The following is a 15,827-nucleotide window of genomic DNA, read 5'->3' on the forward strand; positions in this document are numbered from 1 at the left end:
AAATGGATGATTTCCTTCTTAAATATAGCTATTCACCAGGTTTTATGGGAGAATTTATATCTAAGAATCTGTCTGTTTCCGAAACTTTTGAGACTAAGCTGGAGTTTTTCTGGTACTTCGATCCCGGCTATTTTCCCGATAATGATGAAGAAAGAAGGCAGCAGAGACGCTTTTCCAGAATAAAAGATAAATTACCCCGGGAATTACAGGAACAGTTGGAAATGATAATGAGATCCGGGCTGAAAGTAATTTTACCTGAAAAGAATACAACAGATAAAATCATTTACTCCCCTTCAGGCTTATCACATGAAAGTTATGAAGTGCGGGTAAATAATGAGAAAAAATATATCAAAATTCCTTATGATGTTTCTACGATTATGATTGAAGATGAAGGAAAAGATCTTTTTCTGGATTTTCATATCCGACTTATGGCATGGATAGATCAGGAATTTGAGCTAGCATCAGAAGGAAAAGCGGTAAGGTTTAATAAATAAGAAATGATTTGTTCTCCAAATGAAGTCTGAAGAAAGTAAAATTACCCCAAACAGGATAAAAGGTTTTCTATATATCATTTTTTTAATTACCATAGGAATCTATTTTATCTTTTTTCACAGAAGCCTGAAGCTTGAACGGAAAGAGAAATGCCCGTGTGATGATAGCTACACTTTATACCAATACCGTGACAGAGGAACGGTTTGGAACAGAGGTAAATTTGATCATACAGATTATAAAACCTATAAACTTGAAAATAAATTGGGTTTTACAGTAGATCAACTGGTTCATATTAATCCGGAAAACTGGAATGATACAATGTATTCCGTTCCCCAAAAATCAGAATTTCAGATTTTCACCCGGCAATTTTCATGGGATTGTAAAAATAAGAGCGTGAAAGTGGCAAAAAATCATACACTATCTTTTAAATAATTAAATAATGGCTGATCATAACGAGTTCGGGAAAAAAGCAGAAGATCTGGCTGTAGATTATCTTTTAAAAAACGGGTATAAAATTCTGGTCAGAAATTTTCGTTTTCAAAAGGCTGAAATCGATATTATTGCAGAAAAAGAGGATCTTATTGTCATTGTCGAAGTAAAAGCAAGATCCACAGATGCTTTTATGCTGCCTCAGGAAGCGGTTACCAAGACTAAAATCAAATCTATTGTATCTGCAGCCAATCATTATCTGGAAGAATTCAATAAACACAATGAAGTAAGGTTTGACATCATCTCCGTACTTCCCGATGAAAATAAAAACTTAATTGTAGAACATATAGCCGATGCTTTTCAGGCGTTGGATGCGAATTAATTGAATAATCTAACAATCTAGCAATGGAACAATGTATGAATTGCGGATATAATTATTGGTAAACTGCTCCATTGCTACAGTAAAAAAATATGAAAACAATACTCATCACCGGAGCTACATCCGGAATAGGAAAATCCACAGCGGAACTCTTCGCAAAACAGGGAAACAGAATCATTATCTGCGGAAGAAGAACGGAAGTTCTTGAAGAAGTAAAAATTGAATTATCCGCATTTGCCGAAATATTTAGTTTAAAGTTTGATGTAAGGAATCTTACAGAGGTTGAAGCTGCTATAAATTCACTTCCTGAAGAATGGAAAAATATTGATGTACTGGTCAATAATGCAGGAAATGCCCATGGCCTTGATCCTCTTTCTGCCGGAAAGACAGAGGATTGGGATTCTATGATCGATGGAAATGTAAAAGGTCTTTTATATGTTTCAAAGATGATTATTCCTTCTATGAAAGAAAGAAATACAGGTCATATTGTAAATATTAGTTCAGTAGCGGCAAGACAGACCTACATCAACGGTGTAGTCTATTGTGCGACGAAAAAAGCAGTCGATGTGATCTCCGAAGGAATGCGTCTTGAACTGACAGAATTTGGGGTTAAAGTAACCAACATCCAGCCCGGTGCCGTGGAAACTGATTTCTCTATGGTAAGGTTTAAAGGAAACCAGGAAAAATCGGCGGCGGTATACGCAGGCTATGACGCTTTGAAAGCAGAAGATATTGCTGATGCCATTGCTTATTGTGTGAATGCTCCCAAACATGTTACGGTTTCTGATATGACGATTTATCCAAGCGCTCAGGCAGAACCGAGAACGATTTACAGGAAATAGTATCAAAATAAAGATTTAAATTTGCATAAAAATAGTTTAGCATTCTGACTATCGGATGATTGCTATACTGTTAAACAGGTACATTATCTTATGAAAATACTATATCTCGAAACCTCTTCTAAAAACTGTTCCGTAGCCATATCAGACAATGAAAAGCTGCTGTGCCTGTGTGAAGAGGTGTCCGAAAACTATAAACAATCAGAAAGCCTTCATGCGTTTGTAGAGTGGGCTCTGGAAGGAGCAGGAATTTCTATGAACGACATTAAAGCCGTTTCTTTAGGAAAGGGTCCCGGATCTTATACCGGATTAAGAATCGGAGCAGCTTCTGCAAAAGGCTTCTGCTACGGACTAAAAGTTCCGCTGATGGCAGTGAATTCCTTGGAAAGCATGATAGAGCCTTTTTTAGGCAGTAACTATGAATTTATAGTACCATTGATCGATGCAAGAAGAATGGAGGTTTATACGGCCGTTTATGAAGGTGTGACAGGAAAAGAAATCTCAGGAACCGAAGCTAAGATTCTTGATGAAAATTCTTTTGAAGAATTCCGGAATAAAAAAGTGATTTTTGTAGGAGATGGTGCTAAAAAAGCGCAGGAAATTCTGAATCTGCCTGATGCTGAATTCAGAGATGATATCTACCCTTCTGCACAATACCTGATCAAGAAAACTTTAGAAAAGCTTGATCAAAAAGATCTGGAAGATATTGCTTACTTCGAACCCTTCTATCTAAAAGATTTTCATGGAGTAAAGAAAAAGAAAAGCGAAGAATAAATCTTCGCTTTTTTTTATTTTTTAGGTTTTACCGGAAGGTTTTCTGTTGGTTGTATTTCCTTCAATTTAGACGAAGGCGTAAACCCTTTATTTTTCATGGGTTTAGGCTGAGAATCACTAGACTGAGGCATTCCGCTGTTTATACTCCCCGGAGGACTCTGTGGCATGTTCCCATTATTCTGAATCTGATCAGGCTGTGCAGGTACTCCCATTGGCTGTTGAGGAACTGCATTTCCTTTATTATCGGTAGCCTGGAAACTTAGTTCGCTTTTCAGGTAATTCAGCATTTCCTTGGCTTTAATCCCTTCAGGGGTTTTGGAATAATTCAGGGCTACCTGTTCCAGTTGGAGAATCATTACTTCCTTTCCGCTGGTTTTTCCCGCATTGAAAGCATTGAGCAGGTAAAACTTGGGAACCAGGGCATCCTTAGGGAACTTCTGAATGGTCTGATCAATCACATCCCTGCTCTCCGTAAATTTCTCGGATTCATAAAGTGCATAGGCTCTTTTATATTCATTTTCAACATCTTCAGAAGATTTTACGAATGAACCGTTTTTCGGATTTCTGGCAAATTCCGCATAAGAAGTATAAGGATAATCCGTTAAAAGAATTTGTTTTGCCCTTTCAGAAGCCTGCGGATTCTTTTCATAGTTCATGGCAAAGATCTCATACAACGCCTGAAGCATTACCTTTTCTTCCGGCTTTACATCTACAAGATCATACAGCGTTTTTGTAGCCAGTGGTGTGTTGGTAAAATAATTCTGGTACATAATACCCAATCCTAATGATGCAGTATCTCTGTCTTTCTTCAGCTGATCCAGCTTACCCTGATCTGTAGGGATCTGCTCAATATAATAGGCTGGTTCAAAACGCCTCGGATTGGGTGCAGCTGCTACGCCCAGCGCTTCATTTTTCATATCCTCAATAGAAGCCATTTTTTTAGAATAACGCCAGTTATCAGCAAGAGCACGGTCTCCCCAGATCTGTTTAAATGAAGAGGTTCCTTTACTTACCGTTCCTGTATTACTGAAATAAAATCCTTTCGTTGTAACTCCAAAATCTTCAAAAGCATTGGAACTATTGGCAAAAATAGAATTGGCACTGTAATCTCCGGAATCAAAACCCTTATTCCTTTCCGCAAGTCTTCTTTCCTGTTCTTCTTTTTCTTCTTTAGCCTTCAGCTTTGCAATGTATTTGCCGAAAAAGTCTGTTTTTTGAGCCTCACTCATCTTCGCTAAAGATAGAATACTGTCATTTTTTTTGATCAGATAGTAATTCTTGGAGATCTTTTTAATATAAGCAGACTGATCCTTTAAAAGGATTTTAGACGGCTCATAAGTCATGGCAACCAAAGCAGAATCATAATAGATTCCTGCCCCGATATAATCATTTTTATCAAGGTAGCTCTTCCCTATTTCGTAATAGGTAAGTCCGCGTACCTGTGGATCAGAAACCTTTTCATGCAGTGATCTCTTGAAAAACTGCTGGGCTTCCTCTTTTTTTCCTGCTTTATTAGCCATTAAGCCTAGAGCATAGTAAAATTCATTTTTCCTTGAACCGTAAGTTCCTTTTTTACTGATGCCTTCAAGATAACTTTTAGCACCATTATAGTCTCCTTTTCCGTTAAAGGTCTTGGCAATAGCAATCTGGGATTTTACCTCAAATTCAAAATCATTGGCATATTTGTAGGCTGCGGTATAACTTTCTCTGGCTTTTTCATTCTGGTTCAGGTTTTCAAGAACCTGCCCTCTCAGATAAGCAATTCTGCTTTTCAATTTTCGGTCAGAATTCAGTTCGAAAGCATTATCAAGTTCTTTTGCAGCTTCTTCTTTTTTCCCCGCATCCAGAAGAGATTCAGAATAATAAATGCTCAGTAGTTTGGCATAGCTTTTACTGATATCCTCCCCTTTCAGCTTGGCAAAAGTTTCATGAGCTTTATGATAATCTTTGATTTTTGCATAAGCGGCACCCTGATAAATTCTCGCTAAAGGAAGTCTTTTATCCTCCTTCATGTGTGTAAAAACATAATTTAAAGCGTCCAGTGCCTCCAAAGGTTTATTCTGGTAAATTCTGGATTGTACAAGAATCATGTAAGCATCAAAAATCTGCTTATTTTTCTCCTCTCCGTTTCTGATAACAGAATATTTATTGATGGCTTTCAATGCTTTGGCTTCAGCAATTTCTAAAGTGGTAGCTCCCTTCTGAGGAGTATCAGAGGAACCGGGCATTCCGGTATTCCCCGGCATTCCCGGAGGCATTCCGGAAGGAGGTCCTCCTCTGCTGTCCATGGGTGCAGGCGTGTTTACCTGTGCCATTTTCATTGAGTTTTCTGCAAAGGCGGTACTCTGTCCCAGATCACTTCCCAAAGGCTGATCTTCATAGGTAAGGATAGGAATATAGGGAGCATAGAAATTATCCTTATGTCCCTTGTCTCGGCTCGTAAACTCACTGTTCAATGCATCTTTTGCATTAAAAAGGGTGTTATAGTATGTGGAAAACCCTTTTAGAAGCTTTGAACGCTGTTCCGGCTTTTTTGTTCTGGTAGCACAGGAAGCAACGATGCACATCACTAAAAGGAATAAAATATTCTTTTTCATTATTCAATTATAACTCGCTAATGCGTTTTTTATTATCAGCAGTTTGATGATTTTGTAAAAATAATAAAATTTTATAATGAATAATATTTATATTTCTTTCAAAATTTTGTAAACCAAATGGGTAGGAAGTCCCATAATGGTATAAAAGCTTCCGGTGATCTTTTTAATCTTGGCCATTCCCAGCCATTCCTGGATACCATAGCTTCCTGCTTTATCAAATGGTTTGTATTTCTGAATATAATACTCTATCTCGTCATCTGTTAATTCATCCAGTTCCACATCAGCTACATCAGTTTCTGTAACCGTTTTATCAGCTTTTTTAAGCGTAATTCCTGTAAAAACCTGATGTGTTTTTCCGGAAAGGCTTCTGAGCATTTTTCGGGCATCATTCTCATCCTTAGGCTTTCCGAGGATCTGTCCGTCAATGGCCACTACCGTATCTGCAGTCAGCAGAATTTCATCCTCAGCCTGGCCTTCAAATGCATCAGCCTTTAATTCTGATAAATAAGCGGCGGCCTCTTCCACTCTGATGATGTCCGGAAGAATTTCTTCACAGTCTATTTTTACGACCTCAAAATCAAAACCTAAACCGGAAAGAAGTTCCTTCCGCCTTGGAGATTGGGATGCTAAAAGTATTTTCATAAGCCGTTTTTATACAGATTGGGTATTATCATCGTGCCAGTTACCCTGAACTTTCATCACCTGCTCGATTACGTCACGTACTGCCCCGCTTCCGCCTTTTTTGGAAGAAATATAATCAGAGATTCCTTTTACTTCAGGAACTGCATTTTCCGGACAGGCTGCAATGGCAGAATTTTCCATGATATGGATATCAGGAAGATCATCGCCCATCGTAAGGATTTCTTCATTTTTGAGGTTGTGTTTTGTTTTAAAGTCTTCAAAATCAGTCATTTTGTTGTGTGATTTTGGATAGTAATCTTCTATGCCTAGATAATTGATCCTATGTTTTACCATTTCATCATTTCCACCAGTGATTACCCCTATTAAATAATTGTTTTTTAAGGCTTTAACTACAGCGTATCCGTCTAAGACATTCATTACCCTGCACATATTTCCTCCGGGAAGAAGATAGACACTTCCATCTGTAAAAACTCCGTCTACATCAAATACAAAGGCTTTAATATCTTTTAATTTCTCTTTATAACTCATACATTTTTTGAATTGAGTGATTCATTATTTTATAAATTTCAAGACTTTCGTCTTTTAACAGCTTTTCATGCAGATCCAGAACTCTAAGGTCATTTCTTACAGCAGGCCCGGTCTGAGCATCTTTAGGTTCAATTTCATGAATTTTCTGAACCGTTTCATCAATAAGCGGAAGGAAATAATCAAAGGGAATTTCCTGTGAATCAGATATTTCTTTGGCTCTTGTGAACAGATGATTCACAAAATTACAGGCAAAAACAGCAGTAAGGTGAATGTATTTTCTCTTTTCATGATTGCTCTCCATCACATTTTCAGAAATCTGAGATGCTAATTCAAACAAAATCTTTTTATCACTTTCATTTTCAGCTTCAATGAAAAAAGGAATTTTTTCGTATTCAAGCTCTTTTGATTTTGAAAAAGTCTGTAAGGGATAAAAGCTTGATTTTCTGTACTCCCCTGCCAGTATTTCTTTGGGAAGAGAACCCGAAGTATGGGCTACAAGAGCATCTTTTTTCGTGATAATTTTAGAAACACTTTCCACAGAATTATCGCTGATACAGATGATATACAGATCAGCATCTTCCAAATCTTTCGTGGAATAAGGAATATTGAGCTCTTCTGAAATTTTCTTCAGTTCCTCTTCATTTCTTCCAAAGATCTGAGCTATTGGAATACCTTTTAGGGTAAAAGCTTTGGCCATATGATAGGCCACATTTCCTGAACCTATGATTACTTTTTGCATCTAACAAAGATAATATTTTACGGTGAGTTCAGAAAAGAAAGGACAAACCGGCAGTCAGGAAATTTTTGATATTTCCTTATAAAGTAAGTGGAGTAAAGGTTTTGGTGTAACCCGCTCATATTATTTGTAATATTTGGACTAAAAATTGAATAAGTAATTTAACTTTCAGTTATTTTTGTAATCCAAAACAGTGAAAGCATCTTATGAAGATCAAGGACGCGGAAATTATTTCGTTGATGCAAAACCCACGGACCCAGGATAAAGGTGTCCGTGCCTTGATGGATGCTTATCAGAGCAGGTTGTACTGGCACATCAGAAGAATTATTGTGGATGGCGATCTTGCTCAGGATACATTGCAGGAGACTTTTATTAAAGCCTACCAGAATTTTCACCAGTTCAAAAATGACAGCCAGCTGTATACCTGGCTTTACAGGATTGCTACCAACGAAGCATTACAGCAGGTCAATAAGATGAAGAAAATGCAGAAAACTGATGAAAATGCAGAGTATCATATGCAGAATCTGGTTGCTGACAATACAGAAGGTGATGCAGAAGAAATACAGATCCTGCTTCAGAATGCTATACAAAGTCTGCCAGAAAAGCAGAAACTGGTATTTATGATGCGGTATTATGATGATCTTCCTTACGAAGAAATATCTAAAATTGTAGATATGTCTGTAGGGACCCTTAAAACAAATTATCATTATGCCAAACAAAAGATAGAAGATTATATTAAAGAAAATTACGAAAGATAATTTTTGAACAACAAAAGATGAAAGAGTTCGACATAGAAAAACTAGAACGCAAGAACATTTACAAAGTTCCGGATGAATTATTTGAAAATATCCAGAACAGGGTAATGAGTGAAGTGAAAACAGAGAAAAAAGCACCTGTTTTCAAACTGAACTGGATGTATGCGGCAGCGGCTTCCGTAGCTTTGATATTTGGAGTTACCTATGTTTTTAATTCTGATAGTGATTCTGCGCTTCAGCCTAAAGCAGCTTATGCAGCAGAAAAACAAGGTTCTGCAACTGAAGGAGAACTTGCTTATGAAACATTGAAATCAGATTTAACTTCTGTTGAAAATACTAATCAAACAGCTGGAAATCAAATGAATAATAACGGTTCTTCTCTTAGGGATAATGGTGATGTAAAAGAAACTGCACAGCCGGTGAAAGCTGTATCAAAGAAAGAAGAAACTCAAATGAATGAGTATCTGGATTCATTCTCCAATTCTGAAATAGCAGAGTTGGCAAGCAATTCAACCCAGGACGTTTATTTGGATCTATATAATTAATAAGAAAAATGAAAAAGATATTATTTGCGCTTTTTATTATTTATGGTTTTGGTCTGAATGCCCAGAGTGCAGATTATGACTGGAAAAAAATGGACCCTAAACAAAGAAAAGAAGTAATCAATAATCTTTCTCCGGAAGAAAGAAAAGCACTTCTTACCAAGTTCAGGAACAATATGGTCATGGATAATCTGAATATTGATGCGGATGATAAGGCTGAATTTACACAGCTTTACAATGAATATCTGGAAAATCAGAAACAGATCAAAAGCCAGTTTGATCCTAACTTTAATCCCGAAACTTTATCGGATGATGAAGCAAAAGCCAAACTTCAGCAGAGTTTTGAGGTAGGGCAGAAGTTGTTGGATAACAGAAAGAAGTATGCAGATAAAATGCAGCAGGTGATTCCTTGTCAGAAAGTACTGAAGCTCTTTCAGTCCGAAGGAATGATGAGAGATAAAATGAATGAAAGAAAGCCTCACAACCATGGGAATGTGAAGCCTAAACAAAACCCATAATAGTTTATTTTTTTAATGTTGGACGGCTCTTACAAGACGATTTGTGAGAGCCGTTTAATTTTCACAGCATCTGTATTTTGGGCAAAAAATTAAATAATTTAATACAATGAATATAAGAGAGATAAAATGTCTTGCTTTTTTTTATCTTTGCAAATTACAACGTTCTTAAATGAAAAACATACGAAATTTTTGCATAATCGCTCATATTGACCACGGTAAAAGTACTTTGGCTGACCGTCTTTTGGAGTATACCAACACCGTTACCCAAAGAGAACTGCAGTCTCAGACCCTGGATGATATGGACCTGGAGAAAGAACGCGGGATTACCATCAAGTCCCACGCGATCCAGATGGATTATGAATATAAAGGAGAGAAATATATTTTAAACCTGATTGATACCCCGGGACACGTAGATTTCTCATATGAAGTTTCCCGTTCAATTGCTGCGTGTGAAGGAGCCCTTCTTATTGTAGATGCGGCACAGAGTATTCAGGCTCAGACGATCAGTAACCTTTATCTTGCATTGGAAAATGATCTGACTATTATCCCGATTCTTAATAAAATTGACCTTCCTTCTGCCAACCCTGAAGAAGTAACCGACGAGATCATGAATCTTATCGGATGCGAATATGAAGACGTATTAAGGGTTTCAGGAAAAACAGGAGAAGGAGTTCATAGCCTTCTGGAGCAGATTGTTGAAAGAATTCCTGCACCGGTAGGAAATCCTGACGGACCGCTTCAGGCTTTGATTTTCGACTCGGTATACAACCCGTTCAGAGGGATTGAAGCCTATTTTAAAGTAGTGAACGGAAGTATCTCTAAAAATGAAAAGATCAAATTCTTTGCAACTGGAAAAGAATATGGAGCAGATGAAGTAGGTACTTTAAAACTAAAACAGGTTCCAAAGAAAACCATTCAGTGTGGAGATGTAGGGTATTTGGTTTCAGGGATAAAAGATGCCCGTGAAGTAAAAGTAGGAGACACCATCACTTCTTTCGAGAAGCCGGCAGACGGGCCTATCGATGGTTTTGAAGAAGTAAAGCCAATGGTATTTGCTGGTATCTATCCAATTGATTCTGAAGATTTTGAAGAATTGAGATTCTCTCTTGAAAAATTAAGACTTAATGATGCTTCTTTGGTTTTCGAACCAGAAAGTTCGGCAGCTCTTGGTTTCGGATTCCGTTGCGGATTCTTAGGAATGCTTCACATGGAAATCGTTCAGGAACGTCTTGACAGAGAGTTCAATATGAACGTGATTACTACGGTACCTAACGTTTCTTATTTCGGATATACTAAAAAAGAACCTGAAGTTCCGATCTTGATCAATAACCCATCTGAAATGATGGATCCTTCCACGATGGATAGAGTAGAAGAACCTTTCATCAAGGCGTCTATCATTACAAAGTCTGACTTCGTTGGTTCAGTAATGACTCTGTGTATTGAAAAGAGAGGAGAGATTGTTAATCAAAGTTATTTAACATCAGAAAGAGTTGAGCTGATTTTCAATATGCCATTAGCAGAAGTAGTTTTCGATTTCTATGACAGATTGAAATCCATCTCTAAAGGATATGCATCTTTTGATTATCACCCAATCGGATTCAGAGCTTCCAAGCTTGTAAAAATGGATATCCTGATCAATGGTGACATGGTAGATGCACTTTCATCATTGATTCATGACAGTAATGCATACTATATCGGTAAAAGGATGTGTGAAAAGCTTCGTGAACTGATCCCGAGACAACAGTTTGATATTGCTGTTCAGGCAGCTCTTGGAACAAAAGTTATTGCGAGAGAAACCATCAAGGCTTTAAGAAAAGACGTTACCGCAAAATGTTACGGAGGAGATATTTCCAGAAAACGTAAACTTTTGGAAAAACAGAAAGAAGGTAAGAAGAAAATGAAGCAGATCGGAAGAGTAGAAGTACCGCAGTCTGCATTCATGGCAGTTTTGAAACTAAATGACTAATCATAAAAAAGACCGGTATTTGTGCCGGTCTTTTATTTTCAATAATTTCTCTGCTTTTCAATCATATTAGACTGAATTATCAGGGCACCGAGACCGAGAATAATTTCGGCAATACCCAATATTCTTATAAGATTGATTCCGCATACAATACATTCCGGTTCAGGGAAAGGTCTTTTCCCTACAACAATGATTAATACTCCGCCTATAATAATAATGACTACTATTAAGGCTGTTAATAAAGTTTTCATGATGGTATAAATTATTTCTGGTTATTTCCGTTTTTATCTATACCAAAGTTGGCTATAACATTTTATAAATCAACAAGTAAAATCACTGTTTCCCGGAAGGTGTTTTTCCTGTATTTTATTTTTTGCGGACAAATTTTATCTCCATTGTTTTCATTTCCTTTCCGGTTTTCCAGTCTGGGCCGTACATTTCCAGCATGTGGTTGTTATCATCCGTAAAGGTGTAGACCTCTCTTACATCACAGTCTTTTTCAGGACGGCTGGGGTCTGTCATTTTTCCTTTAAACTCAATGGATTTTTTAGCAGGATTCCAATCTCCCTCGGCATGCATCATTCCTGTCCCCATATTATCAATCCAAGTGCTTATGAACTTTTTCTTGGCATTATCATAACCCATAATACTCATCCCTTCAAAGGGCATTCCCATAAAATTACCCTTGTAAGTGCTGTGCTGGTAACGTCCGTCAAAAATCATTTTGTTCGTGCATTCAGACTGGCTGGTCATAGGTTGGGCACCTTCTTCCATCCATGTGGTGGTGGTACCGGTCCAGTTTCCGTCAAATTTGGCGAGCATTTTATGCATTTCACCTGGGGTGGCAAATTCCATCCAGGCTTTAGTCGCAGCAGCAGAATCTACAGGCTTCCATGCTGTTGAAGCAGAATCTTTTTTATCAGATTCTTTATCTGTGGTTGTTTTGCCTTTTTCACAGGCGATACATAAAAATGCAACTGATAAGGCGAATAGTAAATTTCTCATAATCAATTAATTTTAAGTGGTTTATATTGATAACATAAAGGTAAGCCTTTTTATTATGCAGTAAATTATTTTTCTCATGTTATTATTAATCGTACCTTTGTGTAATCGTAACGCAAATTAGCCTATATGGAGTCTCCAAAAAAATTACAGGATATAAAAGTAGCTGTAGATGCAGTAATTTTCGGATATTTCGATAAGAAAGATCTTCAGATCCTTTTAATAAAAAGAAATATTGAACCTTTCAAAGGAGGCTGGGCGCTTCCTGGAGGGCTTGTTTTGGATGATGAAGACGTAGATACTGCAGTAAAGCGAGAATTATATGAAGAGGCGGGCATAAAGCCCGATTTTTTGGAACAACTCTATACTTTTGGCAAGGTAGGCCGTGATCCGAGGAACAGGGTAGTTTCTGTGGCTTATCTGGGCCTTGTAAACCCTTCCTATCACGAGCTGTTTGCCGATTCTGATGCTGAAGATGCCCAATGGTTCAGTGTAAATAAACTTCCGTCTCTGGCATTCGACCATAAAACTATAATTGATACCGCATTGCAAAGACTGCGTACCAAAATCCGTTACCAACCGATAGGTTTCAACCTTCTCAATGAAGAATTTCCTTTTTCAGACCTTGAAAACCTTTATAAAACCATCATTGGGCAGGAAATCGACCGCCGTAATTTCCGTAAAAAGATGATGAGCTACGGACTTCTCAACGAAACCAACAACGTTAAAAAAGAAGGCAGCGGAAGACCAGGCAAACTCTTCACCTTCAATCAGGAAAAATATGAGGAACTCGAAAAAGAAGGTTTCTATTTTGAAATCAAATAAATTCTTCATTTCAATTTGCACCTAATCCTATTCAATTTTGAGAACTTTAACCAGAAATAAATAGTAGTTTTCTATTCAATATAAATGGTTAGTTCATAGCCTGTTAATTTATTTTTAGTGGTATTGTCTGGGGTTTAACATGGTGTATATGAAATACAGCCTTCTAATCAATAAAGATCTCTTTATTCAATAGAGGCGGATTTTTCCCGCCTTGAAATTTCAAGATCATATAGTCCGGTACATCTCCATTCCAATTAAAACGATCCCACGGAAATTCCTCCAATATTTTTTATGAATAAAATTTATCCATTGATAATCAGTTGGTTAAATTATTTAGTGTAAAATAAACACAAATAAATTTGGTGTGTAAAATAATTATCCTTTAAATTTGTGTATAAATAACGCAATCATGAATTACACTCTACAGCATATTATTGAAAAATTTCAGAAAAATGAAGCGATACAATTTTTATTCTTCTGGGGACACACAGTAAAAGAGGAACTTACCAAATCATGCTTCAGTCAGTGGTTTCCTGCATCATTTGAAGAAAACGGAATAGAATACCCTACAGCTGAACATTATATGATGGCTGGAAAGGCAAGATTATTTGATGATGAGAAAATACTTGAAAGAATCCTGCAGGCTAAAACTCCGAATGAAGTAAAATCTTTAGGCAGAAAAGTAAAAAACTTTGATCCACAGCTTTGGGATGAGCATAAATATGAAATTGTAAAGAGGGGAAACCTTCTGAAATTTTCACAAAATTCTAAATTACAAGGATTCCTGATATCAACGGAAGATAAAATTCTCGTAGAAGCCAGCCCGTATGATAACATTTGGGGAATCGGAATGCTAGAATCAGATTCAAGAGCGCAGAATCCATCTTTGTGGAACGGAGAAAATCTTTTAGGTTTCGCTTTAATGGAAGTAAGAGATGAATTAAGAAGGTAAAAACACGATCATCAACACAAAATATTAATTATGGAAAAAATAGAATTACATCCGCAGATCTTTTTGATTGAAAGCTTTCTCACCGATACAGAGTGTGATGAATACATTGCCGTTTCAGAGGAAAAAGTCTTTGAAGAAGCCAAAATCACCATGCACGGAAAGCAGCTGATGAGTAAAGGAATAAGAAATAATGACAGGCTGATGATCTTCGACCGTGATCTGGCGGAAAAGCTTTTTACAAGAGCTTATGATTTTCTTCCTGAATTTCATGAAAATTATAAAATTCATGATTTTAATGAAATGTTCAGGGTTTATAAATACACTCCGGGACAGCGTTTTAAAATGCATCATGACGGAAGCTATATCCGCAACGAAAATGAGAAAAGTTTCTATACATTCATGATCTACCTGAATGATGATTTCGAAGGAGGTGAAACAGAATTTGAACGCTTATTTACAGTAGCACCGAAAAAAGGATCAGCATTAGTTTTTTATCATCCGTTAAGACATGAAGGAAAAACCCTGATCAGTGGAACAAAATACGTATTGAGAACCGACGTAATGTACACCAACGTGTAAATAATTCTGCTCAAAAGCAGTGTAAAACTATGTCATTTTCAATTAGCGTTAAAATAACACAAATAATTTAAATGCAGCCAACATGGAAGACGAATTGAAATCAAGGTTCATTGAATCACTACAGAGAAACAATGACCAGATCAGAAAAGACCGTGCACACACGATCGGGGAAGATTCAGAATTAATTTACAGAAGGACGGTAGAAGATATTGAGCTCAGGATAAAGAGGATGGAGCGTGAACAGGAGGGCCTTATCGATATCAGCCCTCTGGATAGGAACAGCTTAACCTTTGCGGATTTTCATCCCGAAGAATTTGTTCAGAAAGACATGGAATTATCATTAATCATTAGAAACTTAAATATTCAGCTGGAAGTAACCAAAAAAAGATTTGAATATTTATTCGGAAAAACAATTTAATTATGGGAGGTACAAAATATGATCTGGACGCTCGCTTTGCAAAAGCCAGAAAAGAAGGATACGGATCAAAATCAGCCGGTGAAATTTTCACTCAGAATGCCAAAAGAATGGCGCACGAATCTATGAATCCAAAAGGAATTTCTTTCAGGGAATCCCGGGATTCTGAAGCCAATCCGAATTCAGTTCCGATTATTTTAGGACTGGATGTAACGGGAAGCATGGGACATATTCCCCACGAATTGATCAAAGAAGGTCTTCCTAAGTTAATGGGAGGAATTATGCAGGGAGGAGTTCCAGATCCCGCTCTTTTATTTTTGGGAATCGGGGACCATGAATGCGACGGTTATCCGCTGCAGGTAGGGCAGTTTGAATCAGGTGATGATGAACTGGATATGTGGCTTACCCGCACCTATATTGAATCCGGCGGCGGAGGTAACGGGGGAGAAAGTTATCTTCTGGCGTGGTATTTTGCCGCTTTTCATACCAGAACAGATGCCTTTGAGAAAAGAAATCAGAAAGGATTACTGTTTACAATAGGAGACGAGCCTTGCCTTAAAGTTCTTCCCGCTTCTGCCATAAGAGAAATTATGGGAACCGGTCAGCATACCTATACCCATACAGAGCTGCTGAAAGAAGCTCAAAAAAGGTATGAAGTATATCACATCAGTGTTCTGCATTCAGGCCAGGCATTAGCTGCGGATAAAGGCTGGAAGGAGTTGCTGGGTAAAAACTGTTTATCTATAACGGATCACACAGAAATTCCGGATCTTATCAAAGGAGTGGTATGTGATAAATTTAAAAACAGTACCTCCGGAACCGGAATTGTAAGCGGGCTGGATAGTATTCAAATGTTTTAA

The 15,827-nt window shown here is 37.4% G+C and carries 20 protein-coding genes; 14 read left to right on the plus strand and 6 right to left on the minus strand.

Features of this window, described 5'->3' with window-relative positions; genetic code table 11:
• The first annotated feature begins 2 nt into the window (after positions 1-2).
• The 5 genes from J2Y40_RS10900 to tsaB all read left to right on the plus strand — a co-directional run bounded on the left by J2Y40_RS10900 (position 3) and on the right by tsaB (position 2,913).
• On the plus strand, positions 3-494 hold the full coding sequence (locus tag J2Y40_RS10900; protein WP_153396828.1) for a hypothetical protein: 492 nt from the start codon (positions 3-5) through the stop codon (positions 492-494).
• A gap of 19 nt (positions 495-513) precedes the next feature.
• Positions 514-924 (plus strand): hypothetical protein, encoded by a 411-nt coding sequence (locus tag J2Y40_RS10905; protein ID WP_153396826.1) that lies wholly within the window; start codon positions 514-516, stop codon positions 922-924.
• Positions 925-931: 7 nt separating this feature from the next.
• Positions 932-1,303: a YraN family protein gene (locus J2Y40_RS10910; RefSeq protein ID WP_153396824.1), complete on the plus strand. Its 372-nt coding sequence runs from the start codon at positions 932-934 to the stop codon at positions 1,301-1,303.
• A gap of 89 nt (positions 1,304-1,392) precedes the next feature.
• Positions 1,393-2,142 (plus strand): SDR family NAD(P)-dependent oxidoreductase, encoded by a 750-nt coding sequence (locus J2Y40_RS10915; RefSeq protein WP_153396822.1) that lies wholly within the window; start codon positions 1,393-1,395, stop codon positions 2,140-2,142.
• Positions 2,143-2,232: 90 nt separating this feature from the next.
• Positions 2,233-2,913, plus strand: a complete 681-nt coding sequence (gene tsaB / locus J2Y40_RS10920; RefSeq protein ID WP_309998903.1) for a tRNA (adenosine(37)-N6)-threonylcarbamoyltransferase complex dimerization subunit type 1 TsaB — start codon at positions 2,233-2,235, stop codon at positions 2,911-2,913.
• Between the two features lie 14 nt (positions 2,914-2,927).
• Here tsaB and J2Y40_RS10925 read toward each other — a convergent pair whose 3' ends face one another.
• The 4 genes from J2Y40_RS10925 to J2Y40_RS10940 form a co-directional block, all read right to left on the minus strand.
• Positions 2,928-5,510, minus strand: coding sequence for a tetratricopeptide repeat protein (locus tag J2Y40_RS10925; protein ID WP_309998905.1), 2,583 nt, complete (start codon positions 5,508-5,510; stop codon positions 2,928-2,930).
• A gap of 87 nt (positions 5,511-5,597) precedes the next feature.
• Positions 5,598-6,152 (minus strand): Maf family nucleotide pyrophosphatase, encoded by a 555-nt coding sequence (locus tag J2Y40_RS10930; RefSeq protein ID WP_309998907.1) that lies wholly within the window; start codon positions 6,150-6,152, stop codon positions 5,598-5,600.
• Positions 6,153-6,161: 9 nt separating this feature from the next.
• The gene (locus tag J2Y40_RS10935) at positions 6,162-6,680 is read right to left on the minus strand and encodes an HAD family hydrolase (RefSeq protein ID WP_153396814.1); all 519 of its coding nucleotides are present in this window, start codon (positions 6,678-6,680) and stop codon (positions 6,162-6,164) included.
• Positions 6,670-7,419: a Rossmann-like and DUF2520 domain-containing protein gene (locus J2Y40_RS10940; RefSeq protein WP_153396812.1), complete on the minus strand. Its 750-nt coding sequence runs from the start codon at positions 7,417-7,419 to the stop codon at positions 6,670-6,672. The genes J2Y40_RS10935 and J2Y40_RS10940 overlap by 11 nt, the downstream gene beginning before the upstream one ends.
• A 203-nt stretch (positions 7,420-7,622) precedes the next feature.
• On the opposite strand from J2Y40_RS10940, the gene J2Y40_RS10945 reads away from it, so the two are divergent.
• The 4 genes from J2Y40_RS10945 to lepA all read left to right on the plus strand — a co-directional run bounded on the left by J2Y40_RS10945 (position 7,623) and on the right by lepA (position 11,197).
• Positions 7,623-8,174, plus strand: a complete 552-nt coding sequence (locus J2Y40_RS10945) for a sigma-70 family RNA polymerase sigma factor (RefSeq protein ID WP_309998912.1) — start codon at positions 7,623-7,625, stop codon at positions 8,172-8,174.
• A 17-nt stretch (positions 8,175-8,191) separates the two neighbouring features.
• A complete protein-coding gene (locus J2Y40_RS10950) occupies positions 8,192-8,716 on the plus strand; it encodes a hypothetical protein (protein ID WP_153396808.1) in 525 nt (174 codons plus the stop codon).
• Between the two features lie 8 nt (positions 8,717-8,724).
• Entirely contained in the window at positions 8,725-9,231 is a 507-nt protein-coding gene (locus J2Y40_RS10955) for a hypothetical protein (RefSeq protein WP_153396806.1), read from the plus strand.
• Positions 9,232-9,400: 169 nt separating this feature from the next.
• Positions 9,401-11,197 (plus strand): translation elongation factor 4, encoded by a 1,797-nt coding sequence (lepA, locus tag J2Y40_RS10960; protein WP_153396804.1) that lies wholly within the window; start codon positions 9,401-9,403, stop codon positions 11,195-11,197.
• Positions 11,198-11,235: 38 nt separating this feature from the next.
• Here lepA and J2Y40_RS10965 read toward each other — a convergent pair whose 3' ends face one another.
• Together J2Y40_RS10965 and J2Y40_RS10970 are read right to left on the minus strand one after the other, a co-directional pair.
• Positions 11,236-11,445 (minus strand): hypothetical protein, encoded by a 210-nt coding sequence (locus tag J2Y40_RS10965; protein WP_153396802.1) that lies wholly within the window; start codon positions 11,443-11,445, stop codon positions 11,236-11,238.
• A 115-nt stretch (positions 11,446-11,560) separates the two neighbouring features.
• Positions 11,561-12,199 (minus strand): DUF1579 domain-containing protein, encoded by a 639-nt coding sequence (locus tag J2Y40_RS10970; protein ID WP_153396800.1) that lies wholly within the window; start codon positions 12,197-12,199, stop codon positions 11,561-11,563.
• A gap of 126 nt (positions 12,200-12,325) precedes the next feature.
• Here J2Y40_RS10970 and J2Y40_RS10975 point away from each other — a divergent pair, with 126 nt between their 5' ends.
• The 5 genes from J2Y40_RS10975 (at position 12,326) to J2Y40_RS10995 (ending at position 15,827) form a co-directional block, all read left to right on the plus strand.
• Positions 12,326-13,021 carry an NrtR DNA-binding winged helix domain-containing protein gene (locus J2Y40_RS10975; protein ID WP_153396798.1) on the plus strand — a complete coding sequence of 232 codons (696 nt, stop codon included), beginning with the start codon at positions 12,326-12,328 and terminating at the stop codon, positions 13,019-13,021.
• A 409-nt stretch (positions 13,022-13,430) separates the two neighbouring features.
• Entirely contained in the window at positions 13,431-13,973 is a 543-nt protein-coding gene (locus tag J2Y40_RS10980) for an NADAR family protein (RefSeq protein ID WP_153396796.1), read from the plus strand.
• 30 nt (positions 13,974-14,003) lie between these two features.
• Entirely contained in the window at positions 14,004-14,552 is a 549-nt protein-coding gene (locus J2Y40_RS10985) for a 2OG-Fe(II) oxygenase (protein WP_153396794.1), read from the plus strand.
• An 82-nt stretch (positions 14,553-14,634) separates the two neighbouring features.
• Positions 14,635-14,970 (plus strand): hypothetical protein, encoded by a 336-nt coding sequence (locus J2Y40_RS10990; protein ID WP_153396792.1) that lies wholly within the window; start codon positions 14,635-14,637, stop codon positions 14,968-14,970.
• 2 nt (positions 14,971-14,972) lie between these two features.
• Positions 14,973-15,827: a hypothetical protein gene (locus J2Y40_RS10995; protein WP_153396790.1), complete on the plus strand. Its 855-nt coding sequence runs from the start codon at positions 14,973-14,975 to the stop codon at positions 15,825-15,827.

This window comes from Chryseobacterium sp. 2987 (assembly GCF_031456375.1).
Classification (GTDB): Bacteria; Bacteroidota; Bacteroidia; order Flavobacteriales; family Weeksellaceae; genus Chryseobacterium; species Chryseobacterium vaccae.

What these genes read in the sequence shown, in the direction of transcription:
- J2Y40_RS10910 (WP_153396824.1), top strand. Translation starts at nt 932, where the DNA reads ATGGCTGATCATAACGAGTTCGGGAAAAAAGCAGAAGATCTGGCTGTA.
- J2Y40_RS10990 (WP_153396792.1), top strand. Translation starts at nt 14,635, where the DNA reads ATGGAAGACGAATTGAAATCAAGGTTCATTGAATCACTACAGAGAAAC.
- J2Y40_RS10975 (WP_153396798.1), top strand. Translation starts at nt 12,326, where the DNA reads ATGGAGTCTCCAAAAAAATTACAGGATATAAAAGTAGCTGTAGATGCA.
- J2Y40_RS10955 (WP_153396806.1), top strand. Translation starts at nt 8,725, where the DNA reads ATGAAAAAGATATTATTTGCGCTTTTTATTATTTATGGTTTTGGTCTG.
- J2Y40_RS10985 (WP_153396794.1), top strand. Translation starts at nt 14,004, where the DNA reads ATGGAAAAAATAGAATTACATCCGCAGATCTTTTTGATTGAAAGCTTT.
- J2Y40_RS10905 (WP_153396826.1), top strand. Translation starts at nt 514, where the DNA reads ATGAAGTCTGAAGAAAGTAAAATTACCCCAAACAGGATAAAAGGTTTT.
- lepA (WP_153396804.1), top strand. Translation starts at nt 9,401, where the DNA reads ATGAAAAACATACGAAATTTTTGCATAATCGCTCATATTGACCACGGT.
- J2Y40_RS10915 (WP_153396822.1), top strand. Translation starts at nt 1,393, where the DNA reads ATGAAAACAATACTCATCACCGGAGCTACATCCGGAATAGGAAAATCC.
- J2Y40_RS10970 (WP_153396800.1), bottom strand. Translation starts at nt 12,199, where the DNA reads ATGAGAAATTTACTATTCGCCTTATCAGTTGCATTTTTATGTATCGCC.
- tsaB (WP_309998903.1), top strand. Translation starts at nt 2,233, where the DNA reads ATGAAAATACTATATCTCGAAACCTCTTCTAAAAACTGTTCCGTAGCC.
- J2Y40_RS10900 (WP_153396828.1), top strand. Translation starts at nt 3, where the DNA reads ATGGATGATTTCCTTCTTAAATATAGCTATTCACCAGGTTTTATGGGA.
- J2Y40_RS10950 (WP_153396808.1), top strand. Translation starts at nt 8,192, where the DNA reads ATGAAAGAGTTCGACATAGAAAAACTAGAACGCAAGAACATTTACAAA.
- J2Y40_RS10940 (WP_153396812.1), bottom strand. Translation starts at nt 7,419, where the DNA reads ATGCAAAAAGTAATCATAGGTTCAGGAAATGTGGCCTATCATATGGCC.
- J2Y40_RS10935 (WP_153396814.1), bottom strand. Translation starts at nt 6,680, where the DNA reads ATGAGTTATAAAGAGAAATTAAAAGATATTAAAGCCTTTGTATTTGAT.
- J2Y40_RS10980 (WP_153396796.1), top strand. Translation starts at nt 13,431, where the DNA reads ATGAATTACACTCTACAGCATATTATTGAAAAATTTCAGAAAAATGAA.
- J2Y40_RS10945 (WP_309998912.1), top strand. Translation starts at nt 7,623, where the DNA reads ATGAAGATCAAGGACGCGGAAATTATTTCGTTGATGCAAAACCCACGG.
- J2Y40_RS10925 (WP_309998905.1), bottom strand. Translation starts at nt 5,510, where the DNA reads ATGAAAAAGAATATTTTATTCCTTTTAGTGATGTGCATCGTTGCTTCC.
- J2Y40_RS10965 (WP_153396802.1), bottom strand. Translation starts at nt 11,445, where the DNA reads ATGAAAACTTTATTAACAGCCTTAATAGTAGTCATTATTATTATAGGC.
- J2Y40_RS10930 (WP_309998907.1), bottom strand. Translation starts at nt 6,152, where the DNA reads ATGAAAATACTTTTAGCATCCCAATCTCCAAGGCGGAAGGAACTTCTT.
- J2Y40_RS10995 (WP_153396790.1), top strand. Translation starts at nt 14,973, where the DNA reads ATGGGAGGTACAAAATATGATCTGGACGCTCGCTTTGCAAAAGCCAGA.